The 18491-nt window shown below is 66.6% G+C and carries 15 protein-coding genes and 1 tRNA gene; 10 read left to right on the forward strand and 6 right to left on the reverse strand.

What is annotated here, in order from left to right; genetic code table 11:
- A complete protein-coding gene (locus AC1DKN_RS01705; protein ID WP_459383496.1) occupies positions 1-960 on the reverse strand; it encodes a universal stress protein in 960 nt (319 codons plus the stop codon).
- 54 nt (positions 961-1014) lie between these two features.
- Positions 1015-2403 (reverse strand): flavin monoamine oxidase family protein, encoded by a 1389-nt coding sequence (locus AC1DKN_RS01710; RefSeq protein ID WP_476850726.1) that lies wholly within the window; start codon positions 2401-2403, stop codon positions 1015-1017.
- 194 nt (positions 2404-2597) lie between these two features.
- On the opposite strand from AC1DKN_RS01710, the gene AC1DKN_RS01715 reads away from it, so the two are divergent.
- Positions 2598-3290 carry a TetR/AcrR family transcriptional regulator gene (locus AC1DKN_RS01715; RefSeq protein WP_476850718.1) on the forward strand — a complete coding sequence of 231 codons (693 nt, stop codon included), beginning with the start codon at positions 2598-2600 and terminating at the stop codon, positions 3288-3290.
- A 211-nt stretch (positions 3291-3501) separates the two neighbouring features.
- Here the strand turns inward: AC1DKN_RS01715 and AC1DKN_RS01720 are convergent.
- Positions 3502-3584 (reverse strand) — tRNA-Leu (locus AC1DKN_RS01720).
- A gap of 384 nt (positions 3585-3968) precedes the next feature.
- On the opposite strand from AC1DKN_RS01720, the gene AC1DKN_RS01725 reads away from it, so the two are divergent.
- The 7 genes from AC1DKN_RS01725 to pknB are packed head-to-tail and all read left to right on the forward strand — an operon-like array spanning position 3969 to position 13716.
- Complete coding sequence (locus AC1DKN_RS01725) at positions 3969-4718, forward strand: FhaA domain-containing protein (RefSeq protein ID WP_476870300.1); 750 nt, start codon at positions 3969-3971, stop codon at positions 4716-4718.
- Positions 4715-5197: an FHA domain-containing protein FhaB/FipA gene (locus AC1DKN_RS01730; RefSeq protein ID WP_018775647.1), complete on the forward strand. Its 483-nt coding sequence runs from the start codon at positions 4715-4717 to the stop codon at positions 5195-5197. The genes AC1DKN_RS01725 and AC1DKN_RS01730 overlap by 4 nt, the downstream gene beginning before the upstream one ends.
- 2 nt (positions 5198-5199) lie before the next feature.
- Positions 5200-6999, forward strand: coding sequence for a PP2C family protein-serine/threonine phosphatase (locus AC1DKN_RS01735; RefSeq protein WP_476870301.1), 1800 nt, complete (start codon positions 5200-5202; stop codon positions 6997-6999).
- A complete protein-coding gene (locus AC1DKN_RS01740; protein WP_476850716.1) occupies positions 6996-8441 on the forward strand; it encodes an FtsW/RodA/SpoVE family cell cycle protein in 1446 nt (481 codons plus the stop codon). Before AC1DKN_RS01735 ends, AC1DKN_RS01740 begins: the two co-directional genes overlap by 4 nt.
- The gene (locus AC1DKN_RS01745) at positions 8438-9895 is read left to right on the forward strand and encodes a peptidoglycan D,D-transpeptidase FtsI family protein (RefSeq protein ID WP_476850715.1); all 1458 of its coding nucleotides are present in this window, start codon (positions 8438-8440) and stop codon (positions 9893-9895) included. Before AC1DKN_RS01740 ends, AC1DKN_RS01745 begins: the two co-directional genes overlap by 4 nt.
- Entirely contained in the window at positions 9892-11736 is a 1845-nt protein-coding gene (locus AC1DKN_RS01750) for a protein kinase domain-containing protein (RefSeq protein WP_476850714.1), read from the forward strand. The genes AC1DKN_RS01745 and AC1DKN_RS01750 overlap by 4 nt, the downstream gene beginning before the upstream one ends.
- Before the next feature lie 6 nt (positions 11737-11742).
- Entirely contained in the window at positions 11743-13716 is a 1974-nt protein-coding gene (pknB, locus tag AC1DKN_RS01755) for a Stk1 family PASTA domain-containing Ser/Thr kinase (RefSeq protein WP_476850713.1), read from the forward strand.
- A 63-nt stretch (positions 13717-13779) separates the two neighbouring features.
- Here the strand turns inward: pknB and AC1DKN_RS01760 are convergent, their stop codons facing one another.
- Together AC1DKN_RS01760 and AC1DKN_RS01765 are read right to left on the reverse strand one after the other, a co-directional pair.
- Positions 13780-14421, reverse strand: coding sequence for an anthranilate synthase component II (locus AC1DKN_RS01760; protein WP_028278232.1), 642 nt, complete (start codon positions 14419-14421; stop codon positions 13780-13782).
- 170 nt (positions 14422-14591) lie between these two features.
- Positions 14592-15359 (reverse strand): class E sortase, encoded by a 768-nt coding sequence (locus AC1DKN_RS01765; protein WP_476870302.1) that lies wholly within the window; start codon positions 15357-15359, stop codon positions 14592-14594.
- A 177-nt stretch (positions 15360-15536) separates the two neighbouring features.
- Here AC1DKN_RS01765 and AC1DKN_RS01770 point away from each other — a divergent pair, with 177 nt between their 5' ends.
- The gene (locus AC1DKN_RS01770) at positions 15537-15791 is read left to right on the forward strand and encodes a cell division protein CrgA (RefSeq protein WP_476870303.1); all 255 of its coding nucleotides are present in this window, start codon (positions 15537-15539) and stop codon (positions 15789-15791) included.
- Between the two features lie 104 nt (positions 15792-15895).
- Positions 15896-16501, forward strand: coding sequence for a DNA-3-methyladenine glycosylase I (locus AC1DKN_RS01775; protein ID WP_476870304.1), 606 nt, complete (start codon positions 15896-15898; stop codon positions 16499-16501).
- A gap of 1116 nt (positions 16502-17617) precedes the next feature.
- Here the strand turns inward: AC1DKN_RS01775 and AC1DKN_RS01780 are convergent.
- The gene (locus AC1DKN_RS01780) at positions 17618-18487 is read right to left on the reverse strand and encodes a rhomboid family intramembrane serine protease (RefSeq protein ID WP_230008395.1); all 870 of its coding nucleotides are present in this window, start codon (positions 18485-18487) and stop codon (positions 17618-17620) included.
- Positions 18488-18491 lie beyond the last annotated feature (4 nt).

Below are 18491 nucleotides of genomic sequence, written 5' to 3' on the forward strand. Positions count from 1 at the left end.
TCATTGTTGTGCCTCTCGGGGGGTGTCACTCGACGCTGAATGATTGAGGTGCTTGAGTTCATAGTCGCTGGGGACCACGATCATCGGCACCGGCAGGGCGCGCAGAATGCGGCCCGCTGTGCTGCCGAGGAAGATGGACCGGCCCTTGGCAAGCCGGCTGGATCCGATCAACAGGACCTCGCCGTCTTCCCAGTCCAGGCGGTCCACGGCTTCCTCGATGCTGCGCCCGTGGGCGACGACGATTTCCGTCTTCGCCTCTACCTGGGCTTCCGTCTTGGCCTCCCCCGGGACCTCCGCCTTCGCCTCCCCCGGTACTGCCGGCCCGCCGGCAGCCAGTGCGTCGGCAAGGCACTTGGCCGCATACTCCCGGGCCGCGTCGGCTGAATCGGCCGCATCGCCGTCGAGGGCCAGAAGCGACACCACCCGCAGTGGCACGTCCCGGTTCGACGCCATGCCTAGGGCGAATTCGAGCAGCTTCTCCGCACCGGCCCGGGTTCCGAGCCCGCAACTGATCCGGGTCAGAGCCTCCTGGCGGTGATAGCCGTGCGGTGCCAGGGCCACCGGAACGGTCGAGGCGTGGAGCAATGCACTGGCCACCGACCCGATCGTGAACCGTTTGAAGAGTCCGGTGCTGGTGGCCCCGATGATGAGCATGTCCGCGCCCAATTCCTCGGCCGCCTCGATCAGTGCGTGCGCGTCGGAATCATGGCTGCGGATGTGTGCCTGCGCCGGGACACTGGATGGAACCAGCGCCAGGGCCTGGTCGAGCCACTCCTGGGCCTGCTCGGTGAGCAGATTTTCGAAGCCGGCCTTCGGCGCGAGGGCGTGCCCGGACTGCTGCACTTCGGGCACCACCAGCACAAGGTCCAGGCTCGCCCCCCGCCCGAGCGCCAGGGAGACGGCCAGATTGACCGCATCATGGCCCCTGGCATTGGCTGAATACCCCACTACGTAACGCATCTGGCCGCTCTCCTAACTGAACTGGACTGCATTCAACTGAATTGTTGGGATTCTCTACGAGGCGACGGACGCACGGTCCGCAGCAGCGACGATCCGGGCCGCCGTGAGCTGCCCCATCCGGACGGCGCCGTCAACATGCTGGTAGCCCTCGGCCGCAAGATCCGAGCAGGACCAGTAGATCGGCCCGACCGGCGTCAGCTGGTCCTTGCCGTAGCGGTGCAGTCCGCCAAGGTCGTAGCTGGCGGCGTAAGCCCCCCGGGTCCATTCCTCCGAACCCCAGTCGGACTCGTAGTAAACCTCGGGATCCAGGGCCTTTTCGCCGAGGAAGGACGCAATCGACTCGAGGATGGCGCGGCGGCGGTCCTCCGCGCTGAGCTCGAACATGGCGTCGGCCTTCTCATCCGAGACAAAGCCCACCAGCGTGCCGCGCGGGTCCTCGTGGTTGGTGTTGTCGTAGACCTCCTGCACAATGGCGCCGGCGCCGAAGGCCGTCCCGGACAGGCCGTCTTCGCGCCAGAACGGGCTGCTGTAGACGGCGTGGACCTTGATGACCAGGCCAAGTGACTGGTGCTGGTGCATCTGGTGCTGGCGGCGGGGCAACGGCGGGTTAAAGGACACCCGGGTGTAGAGGTTTGGCGGCACGGCCATGATGACGAAACGTGCGTTCACCGTGGCCCGGTCGGAGACGGCAGTGACACGGTAGCCTCCGCTCGCGTCATTGGCCCAGTTGATGGTGCGGACCGGGCTGCCGAGGACGACGTCGTCGCCCAGTTCCGCGGCCTGCAGCAGCGAAACCTGCTGCATCCCGCCGACAACCCGCTTGTCCAGGATGAAGTCCTCATCCGTGAGGTTGGTGAAGGACCCCGCCGAGGCAGCCATGAGGACGGCCTGCAGGGCGGAGAAGGCGTGGGCCGGTTTGGTCAGCATGCCGCCGGCGATGAACAGGCCGATGTTGTTGCAGGCTTCCTCATCTGTTGAGTTCTGCCGCAGCCAATGGTGAAAGGAGATGGTGTCCAGCTCGCGGGCCTTGGGGTGGGCCCACGGCTCCTCGGGAACCATCTCCGCGGCCAGGGAGTCCAGCAGTGCCGTGAGCTTGTCCATTTCAACGGCGGTGGTTTCGCTGACCGGGAAGGTGTCACCGGTGTACAGGGTGCGCCTGCCGTCCGCGCCAATGTAGACGGATTCGCCGTCGCGGTAGCGGGAATAGGTCTGCAGTCCGAGCTCATCCAGGAGCCCCAGGAGCCCGGTCTGGTCCGGCGAAACCCACTGGCCGCCGATCTCGAGCATGGCCCCGTCAACCGTGTCGGTCCAGGTCCGGCCGCCCACGCGGTCCCGCGCCTCGAGCACCGCCACACTGAGTCCGGCCTTTTTCAGCTCGCGGGCGGCGGTCAAGCCTGACGGGCCGGCTCCTACGATGACGACGTCGCGGTCAAGTTCCAGCATGATGTTCCTCCCCGTGGCCGCTAGAGTGATGCGGACCACAAAATGAATGGCGTTCATTTAGAATGATAGACCTTCCACACGCTTCGGGGAAGACCCTCCGCCTAATGAATTTCGCCCGTAAAGTAGGGGCAGAACGGGCTCACCCCGAACCCGCCAGCCAAACTGAGAAGCCAAGCAGAGAAGAAAGGCCCGGAATGACGGCAGCAACCAGCGCCCCCGCCGATCCGCACGGCCCCGCAGCCAGGCCCCGCCGCCGTGCGGGACGGCCCGCCGCGGCAGTGCTGGACCAGAACGGCATCACCGTGGCGGCCCTGCAGCTGATTGGCAAGAGCGGCTACGACGGGTTCACCATGGCTGCCCTGGCGCGGACCCTCAACGTGGCTCCCTCGGCGCTGTACAACCATGTCTCGTCCAAACGGGACGTGCTGGTCCTCGTCCAGGACCACTTGACCTCGTTCGTGGACGTCACCGCCTTCGAGGCCGGGGACTGGGAACAGGCCGTGAGGGATTGGGCCTGGAGCTACCGCGACGTATTTTCCAAGCACACCCCACTGATTCCCGTCATTGCCGTACTGCCCGTGACCGACGCGCCCAAGACACTGGCCATGTATGAGGCCGTCAGTGCCGGTTTCAGCCGCGCAGGCTTTCCGCAGGAGCGCATTGTCCCGGCCATTGTCGCGATCGAATCGTTCATCTTTGGCTCCGCCTACGACGTCACCGCACCCGCGGACATCTTCGATTCCGGCACCATGGCCGCGTCGACACCGCATTTCACCGCCGCCGTCCAGCGCCTGGCCGAGGAAGGCCATGAAAAACCGGCCGACGTCGCCTTCAAGCTGGGACTCGAGGCACTCCTCGCCGGGCTCGGGGCGCTGCGGGCAGCCTAGCGGTCTTGCCGCGTGGTCCGCTGCTGCGGAGTCCGCTGCTGCGGAGTTTCCCCACTTTTGACGGACCGGCGCCGCCCCACACCGGCGGGTCGGCGCAACACGCCGGGCCAAGCCTTCGAATGTGGGGAAACCGGGAAACCCCGACGCCGGCTGCCCCCGCGCGGGTTAAACAAAAGAACCCCGGTCCAAGACCGGGGTTCTTTCGATTGCGTGCGCGAGGGGGGATTTGAACCCCCACGCCCTTTCGGACACTGGCACCTGAAGCCAGCGCGTCTGCCGTTCCGCCACTCGCGCGCAACTTCTTCCACTCGGATAGGGCCGGTTTCCCGGACCGCCAACCTCGTAAAAGCAGCGAGATCAAGCATAACGGACAATTGCCGGAAAACACCAATCGAGCCCCAGAGCCCCCTGAATGGGGTCGTTTGCCGGCCACGTTTGCCCCGCCGCCGGGCGTCACGCGGGGACCCGCCTCGGCAGTCCCGGCGGCGGTGTCCGCGCACGTCAGGGCGCGGCGGGCACTCATTTTGACGTCGCCCCGGCGGCGTCCGTTGAGGCCATTCCCAGACACGCCCAGTAGTATCTGATGTAGGAGTGTCCGCTGAGCGCGGGCTCGCAAAAGTTGGAAACCGAGTTCCGGAACGAACGCTGCCCCGCAGCCAACAGGAAAGGAGAAGGACCATGGGATTGCTGGACAAAGTCGAGCGCGGCATCGAAAAGGCCGTCCGCGGAGTCTTCTCCACCGGTTCCCGCGCCCAGGTTGAGCCTGTCGAGATCGCGAGCCGCCTCCGCACCGAGGTGGACAACAAGGCCATCACGATCGCCGCGGGACGCACCCTGGCCCCTAACGTTTTTGACGTACTCCTCAGCAGCGAGGACTTCCAGCGCGCCCAGGAATGGGGCACACCGCTCGCGGAGGAACTGTGCGACGTCGTCATCAACCATGTCCGCAGCCAGGGCTACACCCTCCAGGGCCCGGTCCGGATCAGTTTCCGCCGCGATGAGGAGCACCGCGCCGGGAATTTCGACATCACCTCGCGGACCGAGAAAGCCTCCGCCCCTTCCGTCCCGGCGCAGCCGGGTATTCACGGCAACGTACCCGCGGCTCCGACACGCCAGCCGACACAGCTTCAGCCTGTACTGGACATCGACGGCCAGCGCTATTCGCTGAACGCGCCCTCAATCGTCCTCGGACGGTCCTCCGAAGCAGACATCCTTATTGACGACACCGGCGTTTCGCGCCGCCACCTGGAAATCCGGACTGGGCCTGGTACGGCCCAGGCGATCGATCTCGGCTCCACGAACGGCAGCTACGTCAACGGCCAAAAGATCGTGGGCAGTTCGGATCTTGCTGACGGCGCCACGATCATGATGGGACGAACCAAAATCATCTTCCGCCTACTGCCCGCCCACCCAGGCGGCCACGCATGAGCGAATTGACCATCACGGCCCTGCGTTTCGGGTTCCTCATCCTCCTGTGGGTGCTGATCTTCAGCATTGTCTCGGCCATGCGCCGCGACCTGATGATCGGCCGCAAGGCGGCGGCCGGTGCCCCCACGGCACGCCAGGTGCGCAAGAATCCTTCCCTTGCTGAACCGCCGCCCGCCCCCGTCAAACAGCAGGCCCGCCAGCTGATCGTGACCGAGGGACCGTTGAAGGGCACCACCATCGCCCTCGCGGCGAGCCCGATCCTCCTTGGCCGGGCACAGGAAGCCACCCTGGTCCTGGAGGACGACTACGCCTCGGGCCGCCATGCCCGCCTGTTCCCGCAGGGCAGCCGCTGGTTCATCGAGGACCTCGGCTCCACTAATGGCACATATCTGGCAGACCAGCAGCTGACCCGGGCCCTCCCGGTGGAGCTGGGCGTCCCCGTGAGAATCGGCAAGACGGTCATCGAATTGAGGCCGTAGCCGTGGCTGCCCCGGAATTTCCCGCAGACAGGGCCGAAGGCAAGCCAACTGCCCCGAAGCGGCCGCTCATCATGCGCTACGCCGCGCGGTCAGACGTCGGCCGCATACGCGCCAAGAATGACGACTCCGCCTACGTCGGCCGGCACCTCGCCGTCGTCGCCGACGGCATGGGTGGCCATGCCGGCGGCGACGTCGCCTCCGCCGCGACCGTCCTGGACATGATCCACCTGGACCACGACGACTACGACGGCGACGCCGGGACCGTGCTCGCCGACGAAATCCAGACGGCCAACTCCCTGCTGTCCGAACTGGTGCACATGAATCCCAAGCTCGCCGGGATGGGCACCACGGTCACGGCCCTGCTCCTCGCCGAAGGAAAGCTCCACTTCGCCCACATCGGCGACTCCCGGGCCTACCGGCTGCGCGACGGCGAGTTCGAACAGGTCAGTGTCGACCACACCTTTGTCCAGCGGCTCATCGATGAGGGCAGGCTCCGCCCCGAAGAGGCCGAAACGCATCCGCACAAGAACGTCCTCATGCGCGTGCTGGGCGACGTCGATGCCAGCCCGGAGCTTGATCTTGACACACTGGCAGTCCAGGCCGGGGAACGATGGCTGCTCTGCTCGGACGGCCTGAACTATGTGGCCGGCCACGTCGTGGAGCGCACCGTCCGGGAGACGAAGGACCTGGGCGAATGCGCCGAACTGCTGGTTGAACTCACGCTGGAGGCCGGCGCCCCGGACAACGTGACCGTGGTGGTACTCGACATCGCCGAGCCGACACGCGATGACGTCCGGACCGCCGCCGTCGACGTCGTGCCCGCGCCCGCAGCGGCCGCCGGGACGTCAGCGCCCGCCGCCCCGGCCGGGCCCCTGGCCGGCAGCACCGTTGGTGCCGCGAAAACCCCCGGCGAGTCCGTAAACGAGTCCGTAAAGAAGGACAACTCCGCCCAGGACACCGGGCCTGCCGCGCTGGCCGCCGCGGCAGGAGCCTCGGGGCCGCCGGCCGACCCGGCCGCAGGGTCCCCGGCCGACGGCACATCGCCGGCCGCCGCCACACAGAAGGCCGCCGAGGGCAAGGAACCCGAGACCACCACCGACCCGCATCTGGGCGAACACCTCTCGGCCGAAGTCCTGCGGGAAGAACTCTCCATGCGCCCGCACGAACTTGTCGGGGCCGCCGCCGCAGCGGCGGAATCAGGGTCCATTCCTTCCATCGCCGGACGCACCGTGGCCCGGCGCGCGGCCACGGTCCTCACGCACAAGTCCGAACAGGACCGCGAGGAGGCAGACGACTTCAGGCCCGCCGGACGGCCGCGCCGGTGGCTTACCGTATCCATTGCCGCCGCGATCGTCGCGCTGCTGGCCGTCGGACTCTGGCTTGGCTACGCCTGGACCCAGACGCGCTACTACATCGGCGAACACGATCAGCATGTGGCCATCTTCAACGGCGTCTCCCAGCGTCTCGGGCCCATCCAGCTTTCCACTCTCGAAGCGGTAACCGATATCAAGATGTCCGACCTTCCCGAATTTTCGCAGCAGCGGGTGCGCCAGACTGTGCCCGCCCGCGACCTCTACGACGCGCAGCGGATCGTCAAAAACCTGGAACGCACCGGCACGACCGCCCCGGCCGATGAATGCCTCACCCCGTCCCCCGCAGCGACGTCCGCCGGTGCCACCCCCTCCCCCGGCACCACGGCCAAGCCGGGCTCCACGGCGTCGCCAAGTGCCACAGCCTCCCCTGGAGCGGCCAAGCCGTCGCCATCCGCCACCCCGACTACGAATTGCGAGGGGGCCAAATGACACCCATCGACCCCGTGCCCAGGCCACGACGAAACGTGGAGCTTGTCCTCCTGGTCCTCGCCCTCGCCGTAGGGATTGGTGCCCAGGCACTCGTGGGCGTGGACCGGCAAAAAGCGTTTGACACCGACTTCTGGTTCCAGTCCGGACTCCTGGCGTTGGCCGCCCTCGCCTTCCATGTGGTGCTGCGGCTCCGCGCAAAATATGCCGACCCGGTAATACTTCCGCTCGTGGTCGCCCTTAACGGGCTGGGCCTGGCCATGATCCACCGGCTGGACAGGGTGGGCGAAGACACCGGCAACAACCAGCTGCGCTGGACCCTGGTGGCCATGGCGGTCGCGATCGCGGTCATTTGGTTCCTCAAGGACCACCGGATCCTGCGCCGCTTCACCTATATCTCCCTGGCCATCAGCGCCGTGCTCCTCATCCTGCCGCTGGTTCCCGGCGTCTCCGCCGGAGAGGTCCTGGGTGCCAGCGTCTGGATCAAGATCGGTTCCATGACCTTCCAGCCGGGTGAAATCGCCAAGATCACGCTGGCCATCTTCTTTGCCGGCTATCTGTCGTCGAACCGGGACCTCATCCTGCTGGCGGGCCGCAAGATCGGCCCGGTGCAGTTCCCGCGGTTCAAGGACATGGGCCCCATGATCACCGCCTGGCTCGTGAGCATCGGCGTGCTGGTCTTCCAGCGTGACCTGGGATCCTCGATCCTGTTCTTCGGCCTGTTCCTCGTCATGATCTACGTCGCCACGAGCCGCATCAGCTGGGTGATCATCGGCCTCGTGCTGATTGCCGTCGGCGGCGTCGTCGCTGCCCGCGTGTTCTCGCACGTGGCCCTGCGGATCGACGGCTGGCTCAACGCGTTCACCGATGAGGTCTACGGCCGGCAGTTCGGCGGCAGCCTCCAAATTGTCGAGGGCCTGTTCGGCATGGCCAACGGCGGCCTGGTCGGCACCGGCCTCGGCCAGGGCCGGCCCAACCTCGTCCCCTTCGCCAACAGCGACATGATCATCGCCTCCTTTGGCGAGGAACTGGGCCTGATCGGCGTCTTCGCGATCGTCCTGATGTACCTGCTGCTGTTCACCCGGGGATTCCGCGCCGCGCTGGGCACCCGTGACGCGTTCGGCAAACTGCTCGCCACCGGGCTCTCCTTCGCGATCGCGCTGCAGTGCTTTGTGGTGATCGGCGGCGTGACGCGCCTGATCCCCCTGACCGGACTTACGACGCCGTTCCTCGCCGCCGGGGGGTCCTCGCTCCTGGCGAACTGGATCATTGTGGGTCTGCTGCTCATGATTTCGCACTCCGCGCGCGGCCCGGTGGATACAACGCCGTTGCCGCCCGGCCAGGAACCCGGTGCGCGCAAGAACTTCCCCGTGCTGCCTGCCAAACCGGCGCCGGATCCCCGTAACAGTCCCGACGCACCCACCGAGGCGGTGAAACAGCTGTGAACCAGGCCATCCGCAATTCATGGATTGCCGCCATCGCGATGTTCGTGCTGATCTTCGGCGCGCTCAGCTATGTGCAGGTGGTTGGCGCCGACGAGCTTAAGGCCAACGCCTGGAACAGGCGCGCCATCCTGCAGAACTACTGCAACGACCGCGGTGCGATCATTGTCGGCGGCACCCCGGTGGCAGAGTCCGTGCCCGCCACGGAAAGCTGCAAATTCCAGCGGACCTACTCCCAGCCCGAACTCTACGCGGGCGTCACCGGCTACTTCTCCAAGAACTACGGCCTCACCGGACTCGAGAAGTCCATGAACGATGTCCTGGCCGGCAGCTCGGACCAGCAGTTCCTGGACCGGGTGGGCCAGTTGTTCCTCGGCAACCAGCCCAAGGGCGCGTCCGTGGAGCTTACCTTGGACCCCAAGCTCCAGAAGCTGGCGTACGACCTCATCCCGGACGGCATTCGCGGGCACATCGTGGTCACCAACCCGAAGACCGGCGCGGTCCTGGCCATGGTGTCCAAACCGTCCTATGACCCCAACCTCATTGCCACCCAGGACGCTGCCGCCGAACAGGCCAACTACACCGAGCTGAACCAGGTCCCCGGGATCAACCTGAACCAGAACGTCTCTGGACCCACGGGCGAGCTGCTGGCACCGGGATCGGTGTTCAAGCTCATCGACACCTCTGCGGCGCTGAAATCGGGCAAGTACAACAAGGACAGCGACCTGCCCAACCCGGCCGAGATGTCCTTCCCCGGCATCGACTACAAGCTGCCCAACTACGCGGGCGGCAACTGCTACACGCGCACGACGGCGTCGTTCGCGTTTGCCCTGCAGCAGTCCTGCAACACACCGTTCGCCAGCATCGCCCTGGACCTGAAGCAGAAAGCCATCGCGGACGAGGCGGAGAAATTCGGCTTCGGCCAGGACTTCGGCGACCAGCTCAAGCTGGACAGTGCCCCAAGCTTCTTCCCGACCGAACCGCTGGACGACGCCGGGCTGGCGCAGTCCTCGATCGGCCAGCGCGACGTCCGCGCCACGCCGCTGCAGATCAACACCATGACGGCGGCGATCGCCAACGACGGAGTGCAGATGCAGCCGAACCTGATCAAGGCCGTACGCGCCCCCGACCTGCGGACGATCAACGAACCGAAACCCCAGGCCCTGCGCACCGCCACGACTCCGGAGATCGCACGGCAGATCAACGAGTGGATGGTCAGCGTTGTCGACGACGGCATCGCACACCGTGCGGCCGTGCCCGGTGTCCAGGTGGCCGGCAAGACCGGTACCGCGGAACTCGGCAACGGCCTGAACAATTCTTGGTTTACCGGGTTTGCCCCGGCAAATGACCCGCAAGTGGCCGTCACCATCGTCATGGAAGGCGTAGATATCACCACTGGCGCAAACCTAACCAGTCCGAACGCGAAGAAGATTTTTGAGGCGGTGTTGAATAAGTGAGGCCTACTTCGGGAATCACCCTCGGCGGCAGATTCCAGCTGACCACGCGCATTGCGATCGGCGGCATGGGAGAAGTCTGGAAAGCCAAAGACCTGATCCTTGGCCGCATCGTCGCCATCAAGGTGCTCAAGGAGGAATACACGGGCGACCCCGGTTTCCTGCAGCGCTTCCGCGCCGAGGCACGCCATACCGCCCTGCTGAACCACGTGGGCATCGCCAACGTCTTCGATTACGGCGAGGAAGAGGGTTCCGCCTACCTGGTCATGGAACTGGTTCCGGGCCAGCCGCTGAGCAGCATCATCGAGCACGAACAAGTGCTTTCCCCGGACCGCACCCTTTCGATGATCGCCCAGACGGCGCGGGCCCTGGCAGTCGCCCACGCCCAGGGCCTCGTGCACCGCGACATCAAGCCGGGGAACCTGCTCATCACCCCCGACGGCCGCGTCAAGGTCACCGACTTCGGCATCGCGCGCCTGGCCGACCAGGTTCCGCTGACCCAGACCGGCCAGGTGATGGGCACCGCCCAGTACCTGGCGCCCGAACAGGCCACGGGGCAGACTGCCACCGGAGCCTCGGACATCTACTCCCTCGGCGTCATCGGCTACGAGTGCCTCACGGGCCACCGGCCGTTCTCCGGGGAATCCCAGATCGCCATCGCGCTGGCCCAGGTCAACGATGCGCCTCCGCCCCTGCCGGACACACTGCCCAGACCCGTCCGCGCCCTGCTGATGTCCATGCTGGCCAAGGATCCGAAGAACCGCCCGGCCGACGCCATCAAGCTGTCCGAGGCGGCCGAGGCCATCCGCAACGGTGATATCGCCGCCGCACACGCAGCCGTACCGGGCATGCTGCTTTTCGAGGCAGCCACCGGGCCCATCACGGCCCCCGTCGACGTCCCCACAGCGGCCACCAGCGTCATTGGCTCCAGCGCCGCAGAGGACAAGTCGACGTCGGCGACGTCCGCGCTGCCCGTAGTGGGCGCCGCCGGTGCAGGTGCAGCCGCGGGCCTGGCAGCAGGCGCTGCCGCAGCCAGCGGCTACGGCGCCCGCAACGCTCTCAACCGCGCCGATGCCCTGGCGGCCGAGCGAAGCTGGGTGCAGGAAGAGGAGGAAGAAGACTACGACGAGCCGGAGGAGGAGCCGAAGCGCCGCGGACGCAGCCCGTGGACGTGGCCGCTGATTGCGCTGATCCTGCTGGTGGTGTTCGCCCTGGTCGGTGTGGTCCTGAGCCAGGCCGGCAGCCTCTTCCCCTCGCAGGGTCCGGCCACGAGCAGTGCCACGTCCAGCATCGCGAAACCGAGCAGTGCCACGCCGTCGGCGTCCTCGGCTTCCCCGACCGAGACCCCCACCCCCACGCCCAGCTCCGCGACACCCACCGAATCCACCCCGGCCGCGGTCAACCTGATCCCGGACGCCTACCTCGGGCGGCCGTACAACGATGTCCGCAATGAGCTGATCGGCAAGGGGCTGCAAGTCACTGGTGTCGAGGTCGTCAACGACGCGACGCCAGGCACCGTCACCAACATCGATCCCTCCGGTGCGGTCCAGCCCGGCACCACCATCACGGTCAGCTACTCCAAGGGCCCGGAAATGGTCGACGTCCCGTCCATCAAGGCGGGCGCCAGCGAGGCTGAAGTCCAGCAGGCAATCCAGGACGCCGGGCTGCGCTGGGCCAAGGGAGCCGACGTCAGTCCCACAAACAAGAAGGAAGATCCGGGCACTTTCGTGAGCTCGCAGCCTCCTTCCGGGTCCAAAGTGACCGCGGGAAGCGTCGTGACCTACCACCTCGCCAAGGCCACGGCCGCATCCCCTTCACCTTCAGCTACCAAGTCCGGACCCTAAACGATCATGAGCAATACACCCCGCACTCCGTCGCACAGGGAGGAACGCCCGGCGAACACGCAGCGCGTCCTCAGCGGGCGCTATGAGCTGGGTGAGCTGATCGGCCGTGGCGGCATGGCGGATGTTTTCCGCGGCCTCGATACCCGGCTGGGACGTACCGTGGCCGTCAAGCTGCTGCGCCCGGACCTGGCCCGGGATCCGCAGTTCCAGGCCCGCTTCAAGCGCGAGGCCCAGGCTGTCGCGGCACTCAACCACCCCTCGATCGTGGCTGTCTTCGACACCGGGGACCACGCGGTCCCCGGTGACCACGACGACAGCGTCCGGGTGCCCTACATCGTGATGGAGTTCGTTTCCGGCAAGACCATCCGCGACATGGTGCGGGCCAAGGACGTCACCATCGACCAGGCGATCGACTTCACCCTGGGCGTGCTGTCCGCGCTCGATTACAGCCACAAGGCCGGGATCGTGCACCGCGACATCAAGCCCGCCAACGTGATGTTTTGCCCCGATTCAAACAGCGTCAAGGTCATGGACTTCGGAATCGCCCGCGCCATTGCGGATTCGTCCGCCACCATGACACAGACGCAGGCCGTCGTCGGCACGGCGCAGTACCTGTCCCCGGAACAGGCGCGGGGCGAAGCCGTCGACGCGCGCAGCGACCTGTACTCCGCCGGATGCCTTCTCTACGAGATGCTGACCGGCCGGCCGCCCTTCATCGGCGACAGCCCCGTCTCCGTGGCCTACCAGCACGTTCGCGAGATCCCCGAGCCCGCCAGCAGCCTCAATCCCGAAGTCTCCGCCGCGCTGGACAGCGTGTTGATGAAGGCCCTGCAGAAGAACCGCGCCGACCGTTTCCAGGACGCCGCCGCCTTCCGCCGCGCCCTGCGGGCCGCGCGCAGCGGCGTTCCGGTGACGGCGCCGTCCGCCAGCGAGGCCCCCACCGACCCCACCAACGAGGTTCCCCGGCACGACCCCCTGGCGCCCACGGCAGCTTTCTCCCTGACCGGCGCCAAGTTCCTCGACGATTCCCCCGGCGGCCGGCTGCGGCCCGCCGAAGAAATACCCGACGACGAGGAAGTGCTGCAGCCGGCTGGCACCGAACTCTATGGCATTGCGGACACCGGCAGCCTGCCGCTGGCGCTGCCGGTCGAACGCGAGCACACCCCGCGCCAGAAGACGCGCCGCCGCACCTGGATCGCGACGCTCGTGGTCCTCACACTGCTGGTGCTGGCCGGCGGCGGCCTGTGGCTGTACAACCTCATGAATCAGGCCCCGCCGCAGGCAACCAAGGTACTGGTTCCCACGGTGACGTCCCTGACGGAATCAGAGGCCCTGCAAAGGCTGTACAACGCAGGTTTCAAGCCACAGCTCCAACGGCTGCAGCACGAGAGCATTCCCAAAGGCACCGCGATTGGCACCGTGCCGACGTCGGGGAGTTCCATGGACGCCAACTCGGACATCATCCTCAACATCTCCGAGGGCCCCAGCGCGATCACCATCCCGACGGACCTGCCCGGCCGGACCGAGGCGGCAGCCCGCGATCTTCTCCACCAAACGGGGCTGACTGGCGCCCTCACCACCAAGATGTCCAACAACCCCACCGTTCCGGTCGGCATTGTCATCACCACCAACCCGGCCCCGGGCCAGGTTGTGGCCGTGGCGGACGCGGTCGAAATCGTCGTCTCCACCGGCAAGGTGGCTGTGCCGCAGCTGATCGGGCTGCCGCTGGCGGAGGCGGAGGCGAAACTGAAGGAACAGGGCCTGGTGCTCAAGGCCACCGAGGTGGAGAACTCCCAGGTGGCTCCGGGCAAGGTGACAGGCCAGGCCGATGCCGCGGATTCGCTCGTCGAACAGGGCAAGACCATTACCGTGACCGTGGCGAAGGCACCGGCGCCGCCGCCGCCCCCGCCGTCGCCCACGCCGACGCCGACGAAGAGCGCGTCCAAAGAGGACGCGGCCCTGGGCGGACTGTTCCCCTAACCCGGTCGGGAAAAACCTAAGGTGCCGGCTACCGCCGCGCCCGAGCTTCCAGTGCCTGCCGGGTCAGTGCTTGATGAGCGGGCTCAGGTCCGCTGCCCGTTCGGCAGCGCCCGCCATGCCCAGCGACTCCAGCCAGTTGCCGAGCATCTGGTAGCCGCCTTCGGTCAGGACGGATTCCGGGTGGAACTGGACGCCGCACAGCGGAGCGGTGCGGTGCTGCAGGCCCATCACCACACCGGTGCCCGTTTCCGCGGTGATCTCCAGGACCTCCGGGATGCTCTCGCGGACAGCGGCCAGCGAATGGTAGCGGGTGGCCGTGAGGGGCGACGGGAGCCCCGCAAAGACGCTGGTTCCATGGTGTTCGACGAGGGAAGTCTTGCCGTGCATCAGTTCGGGAGCGTGCGTCACGGTTCCGCCGTAGGCCTCCGCCAGCGCCTGGTGCCCCAGGCAGACACCCAGCATGGGCTTGTCGTGGCTGCCGCACCACTTGATCAGCTCAATGCAGACGCCGGCCCCGGCTGGATTCCCCGGACCGGGAGAGATAAGGACCCCGTCCCGCGCCTCGGCCATTTCGATCGCCTCGGCGAGCGTGACGTCGTCGTTGCGGACTACGGTGGTCTCCGCACCGAGCTCCTGGAGATAGCCGACCAGGGTGTAGACAAAGCTGTCGTAGTTGTCTACGACCAGGATCTTCGTTGTGCTCATGGGTGCCTTGCCGAACCAATCGTTGAATCTGTTAACTGGGTGAATTGCGCCAGCCAGGGAAAAAGGAACTGAACCATCAATACCAGTGCTCCGGCCGCCAGCACCAGCGCGGTCGCAATCCTGAGCCACAAGGGCCCGGGAAGGCGGCGGAAAAGCCAGCCATACATTCGTCAGCCTTCCCCGGCCGCGCGGGCCGCCCGGGAAATTTCGGCCGGCGGTCCAGCCGAAAGGGACTGCCACCGCTCCAGCAGGGCGTAGGCCACAAAGCGTTCCTCGGAGCCAAACCGCGGATTGCAGCTCGTCATGGTCAGGTAGCTCTCCGTCGGCGCGGCGCCCGGCCGCATCGGCACCGGCAACAGCACATCGGTCCGCGAGGGGAGGACTGTCTGGCTGTTCCGGAACACGTAGACATAGTAGCCCTCACGGGTCTGGACGTAGATCCGGTCCCCGGGCACCAGGGCGTCGATATGGTCCAGGACGGCGCCGTGGGTCTGCCGATGCCCTGCCACGGCGAAGTTTCCCGCAGCCCCTGGCATAGCCGTGCCCTGATAGTGCCCGATGCCCAGCGTGTCCAACACCGCCGGAGTGGTTCCCTGAACGATTGGACGCGTGTATCCGGCGCCGAAACGGGGAACATACAGGATGCCGATGGTCGCGCCCTCGGCCGGTTCGGGCGCGACGGCGGGATCCGGGGCAACAGCCGACGGCAGAGGCGGCGCTGCGGGAGCGGCTGTTCCAATCCCGCGGGCAAAGTCGTGCACCGCCTCGCGCTGCCGGGCGTCGGAGGCCACATTCGTCCACCACAACTGCCAGGCTACAAAGAGCAGGACAATGACGCCCACGGTCAGGAGCAGCTCGCCCGCGACGTGGATGGAGCGCAGGAGCAGCCCGCGGCGGCTGCGCGCCGTCCGGCCGGATTCCTGCTCCAACTCCAGCACTGCGGGTTCTCCTCCAAGACGGTTGCGCGGGTCCACGGCGTGGCCGGAACTACAGCTAGAATTGTGCGACACAAGAATTCAAGCTCGACCAAGAGCACGTTGGCCGGCGGGGGCTCGCTTCCTGCAGGATACCAAGCCACGTTGGCCGCTCTTGTTCCAGCCCGCCAAGGAGGATCAGTGCCCGAGTCGAAGCCGCGTAAAAGGACTGCCCGTGTGGCCCCGCAGACTTCTGCCGCGGAGGCCCACAAGCCCAATCCGGTCTGGTTCAAGCCCGTCATGTTTGGCCTGATGATCATTGGCCTGCTGTGGATCATCACGTTCTACATCACAGAGGGCGCCTTCCCGGTTCAGGCTTGGGGCTCGTTGAACATCGTCGCCGGCTTCGGAATCGCGATCATCGGCTTCCTGATGACCACACGCTGGCGTTCCTGACACCAGGCCCGCGCGGCGCAGATCCCTGACGGGCCGGTACACACAGTGTGCCGGCCTTCGCCGTTAACCCACAGCATTAGTCCCGGCCCAGCGAAGGAATCCAGATGACCCCGGCAGTAAACGGCTCGACCATTGGCGACGACGGACTGGCGCGGCCGGCGTGGGCCGCCGTGGATCCCATGCTGCGCGAGTATTACGACTCCGAATGGGGCATGCCCGTCCGGGACGAACAGGGCCTCTACGAACGCATCAGCCTCGAGGGATTTCAGGCGGGGCTTTCATGGGCGACAATCCTGCGCAAGCGGCCCGCTTTCCGCGCGGCGTTCAAGGAGTTCGACCCGGAACTGGTGGCGCGCTTCACGGACGCCGATGTGGAGCGGCTCATGCTCGATGCCGGGATCGTCCGGAACCGGCTGAAGATCCAGGCAACCATCACCAATGCCCGCGCTACTCTGGCGTTGAGGGACGACGGCGGCCTGGCTGACTTCGTATGGGCGTTCCAGCCGCCCGCCACACCCCGGCCGAACTCCCTGGATGAGGTCCCCACCACCTCGGCCGAGTCCGTCGCGCTCTCCAAGGCGCTGCGCAAGAAGGGCTTCGCCTTCGTGGGGCCCACCACGATGTTCGCGCTCATGGAGGCCATCGGAATGGTGGACACCCATCTGCTGGACAGCCACCGGCGCGGGTCATCGGGCGTCTGGCCACATTGACCCGGCGGCGACCCGGCGAGGTCCCGCCTCATTATCCACAGCTGTGCACAAGTCTGGGGAAACTTATCCACACTGTTCATAAGTTTCCGGGTCTTCATGCGGTTCAGTCGGGTTCCGAGGCCACAGCGGGGCGCAAAGCCACTGTTGAGATCCCCGGCCGGTCCTGAATTACACGGCTGTAAGTTATTAACAGTGTGGATTTCCTGTGGACAAGTTCCCTGATCCCGGCAACAGGCCGCGGATGGCACCGCGGTCCCGCCGCACGGCCGGCTCACGGCAGCCTCGGGGCCGCCTCGGGGCAGGCCGGCCGCGCGCCGTTGTGGCCCGTCCCGACCACAGCTGCACCGGACGAGTTATCCACTTAATAACAGCCCACTACCCACAAGTTATCCACAGCTGGGGATAACAGCCGGCGCATCGGAGCCGCAACCCCCTCTGCCGGGCCATGAGCCGGGTTAAATCCCGCGGATGCTCAGACCATCAAGTTATTAACACTGTGAATAACCCTGTTGAAACACACACCGCGGCCGTCCCACGGCCCGTCGCGACCTGCCGCCGCCGCGCGCGGGCCCTGTGGGGGCGACGGCGCTGGGAGAACGTCGGGGAGACGCGGCGCCGCCTGGAGGTCCTGAGGCACCGGTCCCTGGTGTGCCCGTGGCACCGTTCTGTGGAGTACTCCCTGGGGTGCCCGCGGCGCACGGCCGGAACAGGGCTGGTGCCGCCCGGCGCCAGGCAACAGGGCCTGGGCGGGCACAGTTGTCCACTTACTCACAGGGCAACCCACAGAAGTTATCCACAGGTGTGGAGATCGGGTCGGCAGCATCGCCTGCAAGCTGGATAATCGCCAGCCCGGGCGGTCAGAACCGGGTCGTCACAGTGAACTACACGCTTGTAAGTTATTAACAATGTGGATAACCGCTGTGGAAAACTCTCGGATCCGCACCTGTGAATTCAGGTTCGGGGCGCGGCCCGGGTGTACAGGGGGAAAGACCCACAAAGCGGAGGGAACAGCCAAGGAACACCAGCGAGGGAAACACTGCAAAAGAGTGAAGGGGCCGGGCGTTCAGTTCCGGCCGGTTACGGCCGATTGCGGCCGGGGACTTCGGCAGGAGCGGGCTAAGCGCCGGCGCCGGCCATCCGCACGACGGACACGGCGATCACCAGGGCCAGGACCACCGCGAGGCCGATGGCCTGCAGCAGGGTCTGCCGCGGGCCGCGGGGGGTGTAGGCAATCACGGCGGCGCTCAGGGCGCCGGTGACGAGGCCGCCAAGATGGGCCTGCCAGGCGATCTGCGGGACCATGAAGCCGATGACGCCGTTGATGGCAATCAGGACCAGGAGCTGGCGGACTTCGCCGCCGCGCTGGCGCTGGACCACCAGCAGGGCGCCAAACAGGCCGAAGATGGCGCCGGAGGCGCCGACGAGGCCCACCGGGCCGTTCAGCGGATACACCGGGGTCAGCAGGAGGAAGCCGACGGAGCCTCCGACGGCCGAGAGCAGGTAGATGGCCAGGAAGCGGGCGTGGCCCAGCAGCGGCTCTAGGATCTGGCCGAATATCCACAGCGTGTACATGTTCAGGACGATGTGGAGCAGGAATCCCTGCGAGTGCAGGAACGCCGAGGTGAGCATCCGCCACGGTTCAACGCCGGTCAGGGCGGGAGCGTAGGCCAGTTGCTGGTAAATCCCGTCGTTGGGGACTATCCACTGCAGCGCATAGACAAGGGCACACAGCGCGATGATCACGTAAGTGACCACGGGTTTGCCGGCGGTCACGGCGCCGCCGTAGACGGTCCTGACGGCCGGCGTCGTGCGCTTGGTTTCGTTGACACAGTCAACGCATTGGAATCCGACGGCGGCCGCCCGCTGGCAGTCGGGGCACGCAGGGCGCCCGCACCGCTGGCAACGCACATAGGCGGGCCGGTCCGGGTGCCTGGGGCATACCGGGACCTCTGCGGACGGCTCTGCCGCCGGAATTCCGTAGCTCATGGTG

Source organism: Arthrobacter sp. 01N444, from assembly GCF_056399305.1.